Below are 14,986 nucleotides of genomic sequence, written 5' to 3'. Positions count from 1 at the left end.
TGTTTTTCGGGTGTTTTTTTATTACCTTTGCCCATGTTTTAATGAAGGCAAAATGAAATCAGCAGCTTATAAAGGACACCTGGCCATGCTGGGAGCCAATATTTTGTGGGGATTGATGTCACCGGTATCAAAAGCCGTATTATCTGCAGGTCCTATCAGTGCATTATCGCTTACTACCTTTCGCATGGTAGGGGCGGCAATCGTATTCTGGCTCGCTTCCCTCTTTACGAAAAAGGAACATGTCAATCATCAGGATCTGATGAAGCTATTCTTTGCAGCGCTACTGGGGATCGTACTGAATCAGGGGTCATTCATCTTCGGAGTCTCCCTGACTTCACCGATCAATGCCTCTATCGTCACGACCACAACACCCATCATCACAATGATCATTGCAGCCTTCTACCTGAAAGAACCTGTGACAGGGAAAAAGGTTATCGGTATATTTATAGGAGCTGCCGGAGCGTTATTGCTTATCCTAAGCAGCCAGGGCACCGGTACCGGCGGAGGGAAAAGCAGTAATATATGGGGAGACCTGCTCTGCCTGCTCGCACAGTTCAGTTTCTCATTCTACTTCGTGCTATTCAAAGGATTGATCGGCAAATATTCTCCGATCACATTGATGAAATGGATGTTCACATATGCAACTATCTGTACGATACCGTTCTCCTACAACCACATTGCAGGCATCGACTTCCTACATCTTCCTACTGAATTATATATGGGTATCGCCTATGTCGTACTGGGAGGAACATTCCTGCCCTACTTATTTATCCCTATCGGACAAAACCTGTTGCGCCCGACAGTAGCCTGCATGTATAACTATGTACAACCGATCGTGGCATCCCTGATAGCCGTACTTTGGGGAATGGATACGTTCGGGGTAATGAAAGGTATCGCCGTTGCTCTGGTATTTTCCGGCGTATATATCGTGACACAGAGCAAATCGAGAGCACAACTGGAAGGTTATCAGGCCGCACAGGGCAAGCCTGAATAACCATACCTTATTTAATTTATTCGTTCAGCAACCGGCAATAACTATAAATTGCCGGTTTATTTATATCTCCCTGCTGATATAATCCCGGACGGGAAATACGGTCCCAACGGACAAGAGACCTTACAGCCTCCGGCGAAAGCGAGTACTCCAATTCTTTCCATTTCCTGCCGTCTTCACTATAGGAGAACGAACAATGAACACCCTCCTTCACACTCATCCGGAGATACAAAGAAGAGGCAGGTTGTTTCATATCCGCCAAAACCATCTCCTTTCCGTCATTCACCGCTTTCAACTTCAGACGGTCCGCTTCACAGCCAAGTGTAAGCATGTTCTTGTCATCTCCATACATAACAACCCCTTTCCAACTCTCATTCCGGTTTACAACAGCCGTCTCCAACGTATAATCGGCTGTCACCGGACGAAGACAAAGTGCATTCCCCGTACCTACACCCTGTTTAGGAGAACCGCTCAGTAACAAATTTCCCGCTTTCAGTTCCGTTTTCACATCTGCATACGGATAATTCCAACTCCATTCGGGACGAAGAGCGGTCGCAGTAAAATCATCGGCAAAATCAAAAGCCGGTTTTTGTACACAATCGGTAAACGGCATCGGTTGTACCATGCTGGCATATTCACCCGTAACAAAGTAAGGCCAGTTGTCGCCCCCCATCCTCATTTCCTGCAGATGCGGCTGACGTCCCTGATAAAAATTATTCCCATTGCTGTATGCATGGCAAAGATAAAACATACGCCCGTCAGGAGTTGTCGTCAGCGTACCATGTCCGATAGACAGGATATCTTTTCCTCCATGCAGAATAGGATTACCTTCATACTTCTCATACGGGCCAGCCAACTTTTTGGAACGGGCCACCGCTACCGCATAATCACTATCCGGACCGCAACATCCGTTCACGGAATATATAATGTAATAATACCCGTTCATTTTAAACCAGTGCTGTCCTTCCATACCCCGTCTTTCGTCATCCCGGAGCAAACAGAAAGGTTCCCCATCCAAACGCAGACCGTCGTCGGTCAGTTTACAGGCGAGCAACTCGATCGGACGCTGGTCCAGCCCGTATGCCTTCCAGCTGATATAAAGCTGCCCGTTATCTTCCAGGATAAAAGCGTCGATCGCTTCCTTTCCGAACTCGACAACCGGACCGTAATCCTTGAACTCTCCCGTCGGAGAATCGGCTACAGCCACCCCGATACACGATATATTATCAGACTCTTTACGGGCTGTATAATAAACATACACTTTCCCTTTGTGGTAATACCACTCCGGAGCCCAGAAAGAAGATTTGGTCCAGTCCGGCTTCCGGTCGAATACATGTCCCTCCGGTTTCCAGTTGACCAGATCGGAAGAAGAGAATACCGGATAATAAGGAGCCCATTCCGAGGAAGTTCCGGTTGCATAATAAGTCTCCCCGATCCGCATGACGGATGGGTCTGCCAGATCTCCGTGAATAACAGGGTTGGAAAAATAAGTCTGCTGCTGTGCCAGCCCGAAAGTAGCGGATGCCGAGCACAATAGTATTGTCAATAGCTTTTTCATGGTCTATTCATTAATTAATAACACATAACGGAAAACAAAGATAAAAAAAGAAGCCGTATTCAAATGAGTAAATTCATATTGAATACGGCTTTTTTTTATTTTATCTCTTTTTATTCCGTTATAACCCCTCAGATATACTTTTCCATAAATTATCGTCAGGCACGGGAGCTATGATCTGTATGTTTTGTTTGGATACCGGATGGATAAATTCGGCACTACGGGAATGCAAGCTGATACCACCGTCTTTATTCGAACGGTCCGCCCCATATTTAAGATCCCCTTTGATCGGACATCCCATTTTAGCCAGCTGGCAACGTATCTGGTGATGGCGTCCTGTTTTCAGGTCTATCTCCAGCAGGAAATAATTATCCGAACGGGCAATCACCTTATAATGCAAGATCGCTTTCTTGGAATCCGGACGTTCGGTATCGTAAGCGTAACTCTTGTTCTGTTTCTCGTTACGGACCAGCCAGTCTACCAACTCGCCTTCTTCCGCAGGAGGACAGTTCTTTACGATTGCCCAGTACGTCTTTTTCACCTCTCCCAGCCGGAACATTTCATTCAGACGGGGCAATGCCTTACTTGTCTTGGCAAACAGAACGACCCCGCTAACGGGACGGTCCAACCGGTGAGTTACACCGATATAAACGTTTCCCGGTTTACAATACTTCTCTTTCAGCCATGCCTTGAGCATTTCCGAAAGAGGAGTATCACCGGTTTTATCTCCTTGTACAATCTCACGGCACGTTTTATTTACCGCGATGATATGATTGTCTTCGTAGATAACTTCCATATTACATATTCATGCCGCCATCTACCTGGATCACCTGGCCTGATACATAAGCAGACAGGTCAGAAGCAAGGAATGTAGCCACATTTGCCACATCTTCGGTAGTTCCGCCACGACGCAAAGGAATCTTCTTGTTCCATTCTTCTCTCACTTCTTCCGGCAGTTTAGCAGTCATATCCGTAATGATGAAGCCCGGAGCGATCGCATTCGCACGGATACCGCGTGAACCCAGTTCCTGAGCGACCGATTTAGCCAGACCGATCATACCGGCCTTTGAGGCAGAATAGTTACTCTGGCCTGCGTTACCATGAACACCGACAACAGAAGACATATTGATAATGTTACCTGCACGTTGTTTCATCATGATCGGAGTACAGGCATGGATGAAGTTGAAAGCAGATTTCAGGTTCACATTCAGAACAGCATCCCACTGGCCTTCGCTCATACGCATCATCAGACCGTCTTTCGTGATACCGGCGTTGTTTACCAGAATATCGATACGACCGAAGTCTTTCGCGATCTCTGCCACTACATTATGAGTATCTTCAAAATTGGCTGCGTTAGAAGCATAACCTTTTGCCTTTACACCTAAAGCTTCGATTTCTTTCTGTGTTGCTTCACCGTTTTCATCGATAACCAGGTCTGTAAATGCAATATTAGCACCTTCAGAGGCAAACTTCAAAGCGATGGCTTTACCGATTCCGCGTGCAGCACCGGTTACAATAGCTACTTTTCCTTCTAATAATTTCATACTATTTCTTTTTACGTTTATATTAACACTGTATCAGACAAGCACCGGCAGAATAACCGCCACCGAATACCGTCAGGCAAACCAGGTCGCCTTTCTTGAATGAATGATCGTTCTGGGCATACACCAAAGCAGAACTTACAGAACCGGTATTACCCAACTCTTCGATATTATGCAGGAACTTTTCTTCCGGCAACCCCAGTTGTTTGGCAATATTCGACATGATGCGCATATTTGCCTGGTGACCGATGAAGTAAGTCAGGTCATCCAGCTTAAACCCGTTCTTTTCCAGCAGATACAACGCATTCTTAGGCATATAGGTACAAGCCTGGATAAAGACGTCGCGACCTTCCGGCATCAGGATTCCACCGTCGCGGGGACGTAGCTGGACACCTTCCGGACCTTTACTCAAATGCCCCAGGCCCTGTGTAAATATCTCAATGATATGAGGATCATTCTCAGTCACACGCTCTTTAGAGATAAAGAATGCCGCTGCCGCATCTCCCCAGAGGTGACCGGCTTTCGGATCTGTCTCGTTATAATAAGCTGAATTCTTATCTGCCGAAAGGATCAAAGCCTTTGTCGCCTTGCCCATAGCAAAATAACCTTCCACAACTTCCAGCGCATTCAAAAAAGAGGAACATGCGGAAGACAAATACAGCGCTTTCGCCTCTGTAATATTGAACTCACGCTGCGTATAATGAGCCGCTGTGGCAACTGTATCGTACGGAGAATAGGATGCCGAAATAATCAAGTCGACTTCCGTAATATCATACGGCAATTTTGGCAGTGCATTACGTACGGCTTCTATACCCATTGTACAAATATTCTCTTCCGGTTTGGCCTTGGACCGGGTTTTAATACCCGTACGCTGTTCAATCCACTCACTTGTCAACCCGTTTAATTCCAAAAAATGTTGGTTGTGCACCCGCTCTTCAGGCACATAAAACCCTGTTGCATTAATAAACATCTCTGGTTTACTTTATCTTTATTCCGTTGAATATTAAATTCATTACATTATCTCTCCGCTTAATCCGCTGGCTGATATTATCTCCCATAATACCCCTTATATAAGGAACTTCCAGTCCCTTTAAGGCATGATGTAGCACGACTGCTGTAATTTCCGTATCCGGCATTGCAAAAATGCCTTCCTTTACTCCTGCATCCAAAATTCCCTTCAATAGTTCTGTCTCACGTATATCGAAGCTCTTACGAACCTTCTCTACCCGCCATATATCACGGAAAAAGTTTGCTTTCAGTGTACCGTTACGAAACACGAGTGCCTTGATAGCATCCAATCTGGAATAGATGAATGTCATCAACTTCTCATCAGCTGGCAAATCCTTTCCGGCAACATCAAGCAGCATTTTATATAATTGATCCAGCTCCGATTCTACCACGGCCAGATAAATCTCATTCTTACTCTTGAAATACGTATATAACGTACGTCTGCCTTTCTTGGAAGCCTGTGCAATATCGTTCATTGTCGTATTATCAACCCCCATGCGGGCAAACAATTGCCTGGCCACATCCACCAACATATCGCGTGTTTTAGAAACTGTCATCGGCATTGTATTGCACATTTTGATTAAAACTGTGCGCAAAGTACCTAAAAAAGATTGGTTTTACCAAGTATATTAAAAAAAACTTGCAATAAATTTGTTTTGTAAGAGAAAATCCATACCTTTGCACTCGCAATCACGAAATGATTGTAAACAATATCGCGGAGTGGAGCAGTGGTAGCTCGTTGGGCTCATAACCCAAAGGTCGTAAGTTCGAGTCTTGCCTCCGCAACTATCTAAAAAGGCTTTCAGTAAAAACTGAAGGCCTTTTTTTATTTTTCATCTTCTCTAATCTTTATTAGCCAAAATTAAAAGATCAAATTACCCCCCGGCATGTTTATTGTAATGTAGATGTATGGATATCAACCGACAAAAGATTTAACAATATAAATAATATGGCTTATATAGACTATTACAACATTCTTGGGGTGAACAAAGGCGCTTCGCAGGACGATATCAAAAAGGCGTATAAGAAGCTAGCCCGTAAATATCATCCGGACCTGAACCCGAATGACCCGGATGCCCACCGGAAATTTCAGGAGATCAACGAAGCCAATGAAGTTTTGAGCGATCCGGAAAAACGAAAGAAATACGATCAATACGGTGAAAACTGGAAACATGCTGATCAATTCGAGGCTCAACAGAATCAGTACGGGCAGTACCATGGTGGCTTCGGAGGTTTTGGCGGTAACGGCGGAGGTGCCCAGTGGAGCGCTTCAGACGACGGTAGCGGTTTCTCCGACTTCTTTGAGTCCATGTTCGGCGGAGGCGGTCGAAGCGGCGGCAGAGGCAACTATGCATTCCGTGGCCAGGACTATAATGCAGAATTACATGTCTCTTTGGCAGATGCTGCCAAAACACACAAACAGGTCATTACCGTTAACGGCAAGAACCTGCGTATCACCGTACCGGCCGGTATAGCCGACGGACAAACCATCAAACTGAAAGGTCAGGGTGGTCCGGGTGTAAACGGCGGACCGGCAGGCGACTTATACATCACGTTCAGCATAGGTGAAGACGGCCGCTTCAAACGGGTTGGCGACGACCTGTACGTAACAGCTCCGTTGAACCTGTACACCGCCATCCTGGGTGGCGAACAGATCATCGAAACGATGGAAAGTAAGGTCAAACTGAAAGTGGCTCCCGGTACGCAGAACAACAGCAAGGTACGGCTGAAAGGCAAAGGATTCCCCGTCTATAAAAAAGACGGACAATTCGGCGACCTGATCGTCACCTACTCTATCGAGATACCGACGAATCTGACGGAAAAACAGAAAGAGTTGTTCCGCGAAATACAGAGTCTTAATCAATAAAACACGAGTACTATGCAAACAGATTTAATTATAGTCAACGAATATTGCCGGATATGCCATATCGAACCTTCCTTCATCTTCAGGCTGGAAGAAGGCGGACTAATTGAAATCCGCATCGTCGAAGGTGAGAAATATTTGAAAGCGGAACAATTGTACGATATCGAAAGGTATACGCGTATGTATTACGACCTGGCGATCAACTTCGAGGGAATCGATGCTATCCACCATCTACTGAACCGTATCGAGTCCATGCAGCAGCAGATCGGTCATCTGAAGAAGATGCTCCATGTATATGAGGCAATAGATTTTGAAGAAAATGAATTATAAAACAAAAACGACACATCTGCCTTAGATTCAACCTGGTAGATGTGTCATTTTGTTACCAAAATCACCCTCATTCCTCAGTTTTCAACCGAAAAGGAAAAACTTTTTGTAAAATAATTTGGATTATAAGAAATAATTCATACCTTTGCACTCGCAATCAGGAATGATAGCAACTATATCGCGGAGTGGAGCAGTGGTAGCTCGTTGGGCTCATAACCCAAAGGTCATAGGTTCGAGTCCTGTCTCCGCAACAATTTGAAGAAGCAACACAAAAAAAGCGATGTACATTAACTGTACACCGCTTTTTTACATTTAAATAAATCTAAATTGTACATGACACCATTCACTTAGATTATTTTTACAATACTAAAAATAAACGTCAAATAAAGACCTTCTAGCATCGACAAATGATGTAAAATTATCAGAGGACCTAAAACTACGACTAGGAGGAACATCAAATAAATCGTCCCAAGTAGGAGTAGACAAAGATTCTCCTTTGCCAGATAAACTTGCATGTGAAGCCTTTGCTGTCGTTTTCCAAGCGTATACTGCATATGGATCCATGTTCAAAAGTATATTAGTTAAATGTTTTATCTTGATTAAATCAGGGTTTGTTGCTTTAAACATGGGAAGCAACTCATCATAATAATCCTCATAATCTTCGACATATCTCTCTAATCGCTCTTGCATTTCCCTTGAATAAGTACCTGAAACAGGAACTTCATCTGTAAATATCACTTCTTCAACATCATCTGGAGTTAATACTTGTTCATCAAAAATTTTAAATACCTCAACAACAGTCTTTGCTTCTACCAGAGCTTTGAGAATAATCTTATGTGCCGCTGTATGAGGTCCTTGTAAAGCAAAACTCAGTTTGTTAGTAGGTTTAGTATGTGTATATGTGTATAAGGTTGGAACCCTGGCTCTCAATTCTTCTCTATTCGTATTTTTCAGCTTTCTGTCATAAACAACAGCTTCACGTTTAGTTGAGAAAACAGTATATGGATCATAACTTGAATACCATTCTCCGATTTTACGTTTCTCCACTTTAAATTGAATAGAAACATCATTAACTTTATTTTTAGTCAAGGAAAATGTATCCTTTGTCCTTTTCTTGATAGATTGAGCAAGCTTCGCTTGATTAATTGTAACATCCCGATTATCCTCTATTTGCATCAGCTGCCTCGATCTTTTTAACTGAGGTATAAAAGTTGAAAATTGTATCGGTACTCGTTCTGCTTTCATTAGTTATTTAATTTAAAGATTCTCACATAATATTTTACCAAGTGCTGGAAAGATAGTAAAAAAAATAAAATTAAAAAAACTCAATTTGCAAATAACCATAATGAAATGATAAAATGCAAGATAAAGCATGTAAACGTAAAAATAACATTCATCGAAAAGTGCCGAAAATCACTTTTGTTAATTTCGTTTTTCTATGATTTCAATAACAAAAAGCCGACTTTTTGAGACGGCTTTCTTACTTTCAGGCTTAGGAATATCAAGACTTTATTTAATAGGTAAATAATCTTCCTCTACTAATTTACTTTTTTCAAACATATCCTTTACAAACAAATACCCGATTCCCCCAAACAGAGCCAGAAAGACAAAACCTACCAGTATCAGGGATTTCTTAGGCGAAGCTGGTTTTAACGGAACCGTAGCCGGGCTGATCACCGTATAAACAGGAGTTTGTTCCTGGACACGGAGCTTATCCTGTTCCAGCTTCTGAGCTAATGTATTGTAAACATTGAAGGTCAGCGTCATTTCATTTTTTAGCCGTTCCTGTTCCGTACGGTAACTGGCAGAGATGATGTTTTTGTTCGCATCTTCGAAAGCGGCATACGCACGTTGGGCCTTGTAATAAGACTCACGGGCTTCGCCGAATACTTTCTCCGTAAACTCCAGATCCTGCTTGGCCTTCTGCGTACGATAATTGGTTATGTACTCCTGAAGCTTTTCCACGACTATCTGAGTAAGGCTTGCTGAGATCAATGGATCCTGCATCTGGACAGAGACAGTTATTACCAATGTCTTTTTATCCACGGAGGCAGAGATACGCTTCTGCAAACCTTGTATTACGTCATCCTGCTCTCTGGTTAATCTGAAAGATGTTAATTCACCCTTACCAGCAAGTTCTTCTTCTGAGAATAATCCCCTCACCCAGCCAAGTAGTTTGAAAGGAGCCTTTATCACGTAACTCCACCACGCACTTTTCTGATGCTCATCCATATATTCGTACAATGTCGATGAATAATCACCTTTTTCATTCTTAACCTGTACCGGAAACAACTCCAACAGAAAAGGAATACTCTGTACCACATCCGGATAAAGATCCGGGGAGATGGCATCCGAACCTGCCGAAGAACCCAGGTTTATACCTGCCATTGCTGCCAAACCACCCAGATTCCCCATCTTCTTAGACGGGTCAGACGTTTCAGGGGCCAGTTTCACCGTCGTACTATATTCTTTCGGGATGCTGAAAGCAACAACCAATCCTACAACTATCGCGACTCCACAGCATTTGAACAAGAACTTACGTTCCCCCCATAACCGTTTAGCTAACTCTATTAAATCTATCTCCTGCTCGTTAGTATCCATATCAGGAGCGTTCATTTGAATCATGTCCACCTTGTTAATTGAAAATTAAAGATTGAAAATTGAAAATTATTTCAGTGTATTGATGATAGAGGTAACCATTGCTGCCATCGATGTCGTCGAACTGGCTATACTCAGGACTTCAGCCAGACTGGTCTTACGGTCACGTTGTGTTTTGCTCGGAACAACGATCTCACAGCCGGGTTCTACCTTCGGATAACGTTTGAAGAAGATAAAAGTCTTTTTCGTGGTTGCAACCTTTCCGTTCATGTAGATCACGATCGGATATTTACGGGCGATATCGTTATAACCTCCCGCCTGAGAAAGACATTTACCCACTGACATACCCTTTGTGTAAGTGACGCTGTTCGGATAAGTTACCGCACCGTTTATCTTCACCGTACTCTGTAACTGCGGGATATAAAGGGCATCCCCGTCACGCAGGACCACATCATGCGCACTCCCGGGATTGGCCAATGCCTTCTCCAGATCGATACCCACTGAGTAATCCTTGATATTGGCCAACGACAATGCCACCGAGTCACGGCTCTCCTTGTTCGAACTCAATTCCAGCAAGGTCTCCAACCGCCGCATCTCATCTTCCGTCAGTTGGCGCTTCAGGCTCGCTCCTTTTATATAGGCATCAGGAGTAACCCCACCGGCCTTAGCGATGATATCACTCAGCCGAGAATTCTTTTCTGCAAGCACATAATCACCCGAGAAAGTGATCTCCCCATCTATACGCACCACCTGCTGTTCCTGATAACCCGGAGAAAAGCGAACATATACCTCATCGAACGGCTCCAACGTAAAGACTGTATCCGTTGTCTTTCCACCGGCAGGAACCAACCCCAGGTTATCGTTCAAAGTGAAGTTAAAGACATCAGCCGTACGGTTACTGTTCTCTTCTGTTTTAGGATCTTTGATGCGGCGAGCCACTTCCACATTCACGGTGGCTGCAGATTCCTTCAAACCACCGGCCATCATTATAGCATCTTCCACCGTCAGGTTATTCCGGTAAGGAAGAACCGTATCAACAAAATTCACAGCACCGCTAACCTTGATCGTATAAGGCTCACGAAGATCGAATAAAGAAAGGACATTCAACTGATCTTCCGGCTTCAATTCTATATCCGCAGACGTTCCGTTCAGTATTCCACGGATATCCACTGCGATCAATGTCGTGGTAAAGTCCGGATTCAGACGGGTGATCTGCGCACGACCCGCAAACTCATCTCCTTTCAGACCGGCTGCCTGATCGACCAACTGTTTCACCGTATGTACCGACGGATTCAACTCATATTCGCCCGGACGCCAGACAGCACCCAGGATCGTTAAACGGTTTTCATAAAAAGGTATGACCGAATCCACCAGCAAAGAATCACCGTCCATCATGGCAAAGGTAGGATAAGCCTCTTCCTTTACCGTGGCGATCTGATAACGGCTGCCTGCTTTACGCTTTACGCGGACATCTTTCGTATAAGCATCTCCCGTAAAACCGCCCGACATACGGAGCAACTGTTGCAACGTCTCCCCTTTCTTCATTTCAAAGATACGGTTGCGTTTTACCTTTCCCTGCACTACCGCCAACTGATCATACGTCGGTACTATTATCATATCATTCTCTTCCAGGCGGATATTGGTCTTATATTTACCGTTCAGCAGATAATCGTACACATCGAGACTGGCTACCTCTTTACTGTTTCGATAGACTTTGATACCACGAAGCGAACCGATCTCATTTACACCGCCTGCAGCATACAGCGCATTGAACAGGGTCGCAAAAGAAGGTAACGTATAGGTTCCAGGGGCAACGACCTCGCCCACTATATTTACTTTGATACTGCGTATCTGGCTTAAGCTGACTGAGACAAACGTATTTCCTCCGTCCGTATTACCGGACAAGGTGGCCATGATCCGTCCCAACTCCTGACGGATACGGCTTTCAGCTGCTTCGATCGTAAGACCGCTAACCGATACAGGTCCCAGATTAGGGATCAGGATAACTCCTTCGGCAGAAACTTTCAGTTTCAGGTTCAGTTCGGAATCTCCCCAGACATTGATCAGTAATTCATCTCCTGCAGACAATATATAATTCTTGGGTGTCGGCAGATTGAGGTCAGGCTCGAAAGAAAGATTCTTGTTTGAAAAGATCTCACGTCCGAAAACGGTTTCTTTCAAATCCTTTTCCGGACGGTTCATATCGCGCTGCTGCTCCAGGGGAAGGACTTCCTTTCCCGGGGTAGTAGCAACGACACGGTCGGTAACGACTGCATCAGAAGCTGCCCCGGTTGCCGGGGTCGTACCCGATTGTCCCATTCGCTTATTTATCTCCTGACGGATCTGGTCATCCGTCATACCAGCGGCTTTCGCCTTGTCAATCAACTCCTGGGGTACCTGTGCTGCCAGTGGTACAGCCAGCCACAGTAATCCCCCTAATAATACATTTCTGATTACGGTATTCATATTGTTATTTGTTTTTTGTTATTTCAAGATTAGAAAGAAGTGAACTATCCGAGCAAGCGATCAGTCATACATAAAACATGCTTAGTTACAGGTTCATTTGCCGTTGGTTTTAACCAACGGATTAGTAAATACTCTCTCTCATTGGACTTTAGTCCCATTTAAGCAGTCTCTCTATTGAAGAGAAATGTGGCTGAAGCCAATAAAGAGAGAAAACTTGTAAACCGTCCGTTAAAACTGACGGCAAATAGACCTGTAATAGCTAAGTCACTTTGATAAGGGGGATAGCTCGAAATTGATAAATTCTGAATCAAAACTTTCTGAACTCCAACCGGGCATAATCCGATTGTAATACCAGATGTTTCGATGTTAATTCTTTTACACCGAAACGTTGCTTCGTATCATTCATGCCGAAAGGCAATAGATCTTCAATTTTACTGACCGGCATTTCGACGAATAGCGAATCTCCAGTATATTCCATATTTCCAGTTTGGCTCGTAACACCGACTTGCATCAGGTTGATCGTATGCAAGGCCACACTATAATAAGCCCGCTCCGGTGTTTCTTCTTCTCCGGAAGCATATTCTATTTTCATGATCTGCCAACGACCATCCAAATCTCCGTTAATCGGTGTTTTCCCGCAAGCGCTAACTATCAATATTAGCAGCACGGCTATTATATATCTTTTCATCGTATCCATCCTGTTTTTCTGATTGTTAACATACCACCAATACTTTTACCCAACATAGCACCCCGGTCTAGTCCCAATGATGCGGTGAAATCCCAGCCTTTCAACTTATGGGGAGTATATTTTAATTCAGCTAAAGCGTTTCCGTTCTTTTTGATTTCATAAAAAGGTAAGTTATAAGTACCCCAGTTGCGAGTAACTGATAAGAGAATACGATATTGCAGATCGGCACAAGGATTTCCCATGATTCCAAAATGATGTCCCTGCATACGCGAACTCTTAAAACTGATGTCTCCATCCTTATTATAAACAGGAGATATCACTAAAGGATTTCCGATTCCCATTCCCCAATGTTGCCAGCCGGTATAAATACCATGATTATAATAATTATCAGATCCACTCACCTGTTCCGGTATCTCCGGTGTATGATCCCAATAAACAGGACCTGTCTGATTCTTTGTTGAAATATATTCGTAAACAAAACTGTTAATAATTGGATTTTTAGGGAACGTTATTTCTATCCCTGCCAGGCAGTCCTTCCAGCCATATTCCCCGAACATCTGTGAGTGATCCTCAAAATAATGTTCATAATAAGGACGAACCGTCCAGTCCTGCGGAGCATACCAGGTGAGTGAAAAGTTCCAACTACCTAAATGGTTCCCATAGATATTCGTTTGCTCTCCCATTGGAGTATCACTACTTCCTCCGCTCGGAATAAACACTTTAAAGAAATCCTTGATCCCATTCGGCATATCGATCTTTCCATTCCCGATAAACGCATTCCCTCCGAACTGTGCAGCCATCTCCAGCCCTCCTTCAAAGATCAGCGGGAATTTCTCCCGATTACCAACCTTCACGTACAGATCTTTGGAATGATAAAGCACATGTTCCGTATATTTATTTCCCGGAGCTACAAAATCCTTCTGCCAACCATCATCCGTAAACATGCCATAAGCAATATGGCCTTTAAAGGCCAGCCAGCCTTTTGTCCCCGGTACAACGGTATATTCCGGAATACCGATACGCACTTGCGGAATGGGACGAGCATTCCCCGAAAACGTCAATCCCCCGCTACTTAAAAGCGGATTATTGAATTCACTATACCGTTCCTTGCTGCCGATACTCAGTCCCAGGCAACGATATTTCAAGTCCGCATATAATTGCTGGACAATGAATGTAGATGTAAAATTATAGGCTACAGCCAGATCCGCCCCGAAAGCATACGAAAAGCGTTTATCCTCTTCCATCTCCCGGAAAATCCCGGCACGTAGATAACCATTATTCTTTTCAATAGACGAAAGCCCTTGTTTATTAGCTGTCAGCCAGAAAGGTGTATGTTCCCCTCCGCTAAAACTGACGCCAGTCTCCGCCCGGTAGCTCAAACCTTTGGTAAACTGAGCATAAGAAGTTAAAGGAAGTATACACATACTTCCCAAAAGAATTAAGTCTGATACTATTTTCATTTATTTCAGATATAAAATAAGATGCTGATTATCTCCTGCCCAATTCACAGGAGACGCTACTTAAATAATTTCGTTGATACTGTAAATCAGATAATAAAAGAACACGCGACTCTTCATCGGCAAAAGTACGTGATAAACGATAGAGGTCCTGCCGGACACGATCAACCAGGCGTACCTCCAAATAACCCAGAAAAAGATAACGGACCAATTCACTGCGACGCACCCGGTCACTATGCAACGGATCCGTATGCAAAGCATACTGTTTATCCAGCTCTTTATCCTCCGCCCGGAGGCTTTGCAGTTCTGCATCAGGCAAAGATATCAGACTATCTCCCGGTAACAAATCGTCACAGGAAAGAATCTTCCGGATATTATCCACATAAAGAACTTCTTCCCCTTCTTCCGTCAGGCAACATGTATCCGGCCAACGGTGACAGGCAGCAACCAACAACGACTCCGCTCTCCGTCTCGCCGGAGGGAGCATCCCT

General features: G+C 44.0%; 14 protein-coding genes and 2 tRNA genes. 5 read left to right on the top strand and 11 right to left on the bottom strand.

Annotated features, from left to right (window positions below; translation table 11 throughout):
- Positions 1–52 precede the first annotated feature (52 nt).
- Positions 53–994, top strand: coding sequence for a DMT family transporter (locus tag DWX23_RS08305; protein WP_122363463.1), 942 nt, complete (start codon positions 53–55; stop codon positions 992–994).
- Between the two features lie 16 nt (positions 995–1,010).
- Here DWX23_RS08305 and DWX23_RS08300 read toward each other — a convergent pair whose 3' ends face one another.
- From DWX23_RS08300 to DWX23_RS08280, 5 genes are all read right to left on the bottom strand, one after another.
- On the bottom strand, positions 1,011–2,549 hold the full coding sequence (locus DWX23_RS08300; protein WP_122374131.1) for a family 43 glycosylhydrolase: 1,539 nt from the start codon (positions 2,547–2,549) through the stop codon (positions 1,011–1,013).
- A gap of 118 nt (positions 2,550–2,667) precedes the next feature.
- Positions 2,668–3,342: an RluA family pseudouridine synthase gene (locus DWX23_RS08295; RefSeq protein ID WP_122353045.1), complete on the bottom strand. Its 675-nt coding sequence runs from the start codon at positions 3,340–3,342 to the stop codon at positions 2,668–2,670.
- Position 3,343: 1 nt separating this feature from the next.
- A complete protein-coding gene (gene fabG, locus DWX23_RS08290) occupies positions 3,344–4,090 on the bottom strand; it encodes a 3-oxoacyl-[acyl-carrier-protein] reductase (protein ID WP_122353044.1) in 747 nt (248 codons plus the stop codon).
- Between the two features lie 22 nt (positions 4,091–4,112).
- Complete coding sequence (locus DWX23_RS08285) at positions 4,113–5,057, bottom strand: 3-oxoacyl-ACP synthase III family protein (protein WP_122353043.1); 945 nt, start codon at positions 5,055–5,057, stop codon at positions 4,113–4,115.
- A 7-nt stretch (positions 5,058–5,064) separates the two neighbouring features.
- Positions 5,065–5,652 (bottom strand): TetR/AcrR family transcriptional regulator, encoded by a 588-nt coding sequence (locus tag DWX23_RS08280; RefSeq protein ID WP_305036997.1) that lies wholly within the window; start codon positions 5,650–5,652, stop codon positions 5,065–5,067.
- A 157-nt stretch (positions 5,653–5,809) separates the two neighbouring features.
- On the opposite strand from DWX23_RS08280, the gene DWX23_RS08275 reads away from it, so the two are divergent.
- The 4 genes from DWX23_RS08275 (at position 5,810) to DWX23_RS08260 (ending at position 7,537) form a co-directional block, all read left to right on the top strand.
- Positions 5,810–5,881 (top strand) — tRNA-Met (locus tag DWX23_RS08275).
- Between the two features lie 163 nt (positions 5,882–6,044).
- Positions 6,045–6,962, top strand: coding sequence for a DnaJ C-terminal domain-containing protein (locus DWX23_RS08270; protein WP_122374130.1), 918 nt, complete (start codon positions 6,045–6,047; stop codon positions 6,960–6,962).
- 12 nt (positions 6,963–6,974) lie between these two features.
- On the top strand, positions 6,975–7,289 hold the full coding sequence (locus tag DWX23_RS08265; protein ID WP_122374129.1) for a chaperone modulator CbpM: 315 nt from the start codon (positions 6,975–6,977) through the stop codon (positions 7,287–7,289).
- 176 nt (positions 7,290–7,465) lie between these two features.
- Positions 7,466–7,537, top strand: a tRNA-Met gene (locus tag DWX23_RS08260).
- A gap of 115 nt (positions 7,538–7,652) precedes the next feature.
- Here the strand turns inward: DWX23_RS08260 and DWX23_RS08255 are convergent.
- The 6 genes from DWX23_RS08255 to DWX23_RS25125 all read right to left on the bottom strand — a co-directional run bounded on the left by DWX23_RS08255 (position 7,653) and on the right by DWX23_RS25125 (position 14,982).
- Positions 7,653–8,531, bottom strand: coding sequence for a hypothetical protein (locus DWX23_RS08255; RefSeq protein ID WP_122374128.1), 879 nt, complete (start codon positions 8,529–8,531; stop codon positions 7,653–7,655).
- 264 nt (positions 8,532–8,795) lie between these two features.
- Positions 8,796–9,911: a GNVR domain-containing protein gene (locus tag DWX23_RS08250; RefSeq protein WP_122374127.1), complete on the bottom strand. Its 1,116-nt coding sequence runs from the start codon at positions 9,909–9,911 to the stop codon at positions 8,796–8,798.
- A 42-nt stretch (positions 9,912–9,953) separates the two neighbouring features.
- On the bottom strand, positions 9,954–12,350 hold the full coding sequence (locus tag DWX23_RS08245) for an SLBB domain-containing protein (RefSeq protein ID WP_122374126.1): 2,397 nt from the start codon (positions 12,348–12,350) through the stop codon (positions 9,954–9,956).
- A 307-nt stretch (positions 12,351–12,657) separates the two neighbouring features.
- The gene (locus tag DWX23_RS08240; RefSeq protein ID WP_122353036.1) at positions 12,658–13,047 is read right to left on the bottom strand and encodes a lipocalin-like domain-containing protein; all 390 of its coding nucleotides are present in this window, start codon (positions 13,045–13,047) and stop codon (positions 12,658–12,660) included.
- Positions 13,035–14,498 carry a capsule assembly Wzi family protein gene (locus DWX23_RS08235; RefSeq protein ID WP_122374125.1) on the bottom strand — a complete coding sequence of 488 codons (1,464 nt, stop codon included), beginning with the start codon at positions 14,496–14,498 and terminating at the stop codon, positions 13,035–13,037. The genes DWX23_RS08240 and DWX23_RS08235 overlap by 13 nt, the downstream gene beginning before the upstream one ends.
- Before the next feature lie 28 nt (positions 14,499–14,526).
- On the bottom strand, positions 14,527–14,982 hold the full coding sequence (locus tag DWX23_RS25125) for a hypothetical protein (RefSeq protein WP_233587542.1): 456 nt from the start codon (positions 14,980–14,982) through the stop codon (positions 14,527–14,529).
- Between the last annotated feature and the right edge of the window lie 4 nt (positions 14,983–14,986).

This window comes from Parabacteroides sp. AF18-52 (assembly GCF_003479145.1).
Classification (GTDB): Bacteria; Bacteroidota; Bacteroidia; order Bacteroidales; family Tannerellaceae; genus Parabacteroides; species Parabacteroides faecis.
Note: the sequence above shows the minus strand (reverse complement) of the source record. Positions and strands in the feature narration are given on the sequence as shown.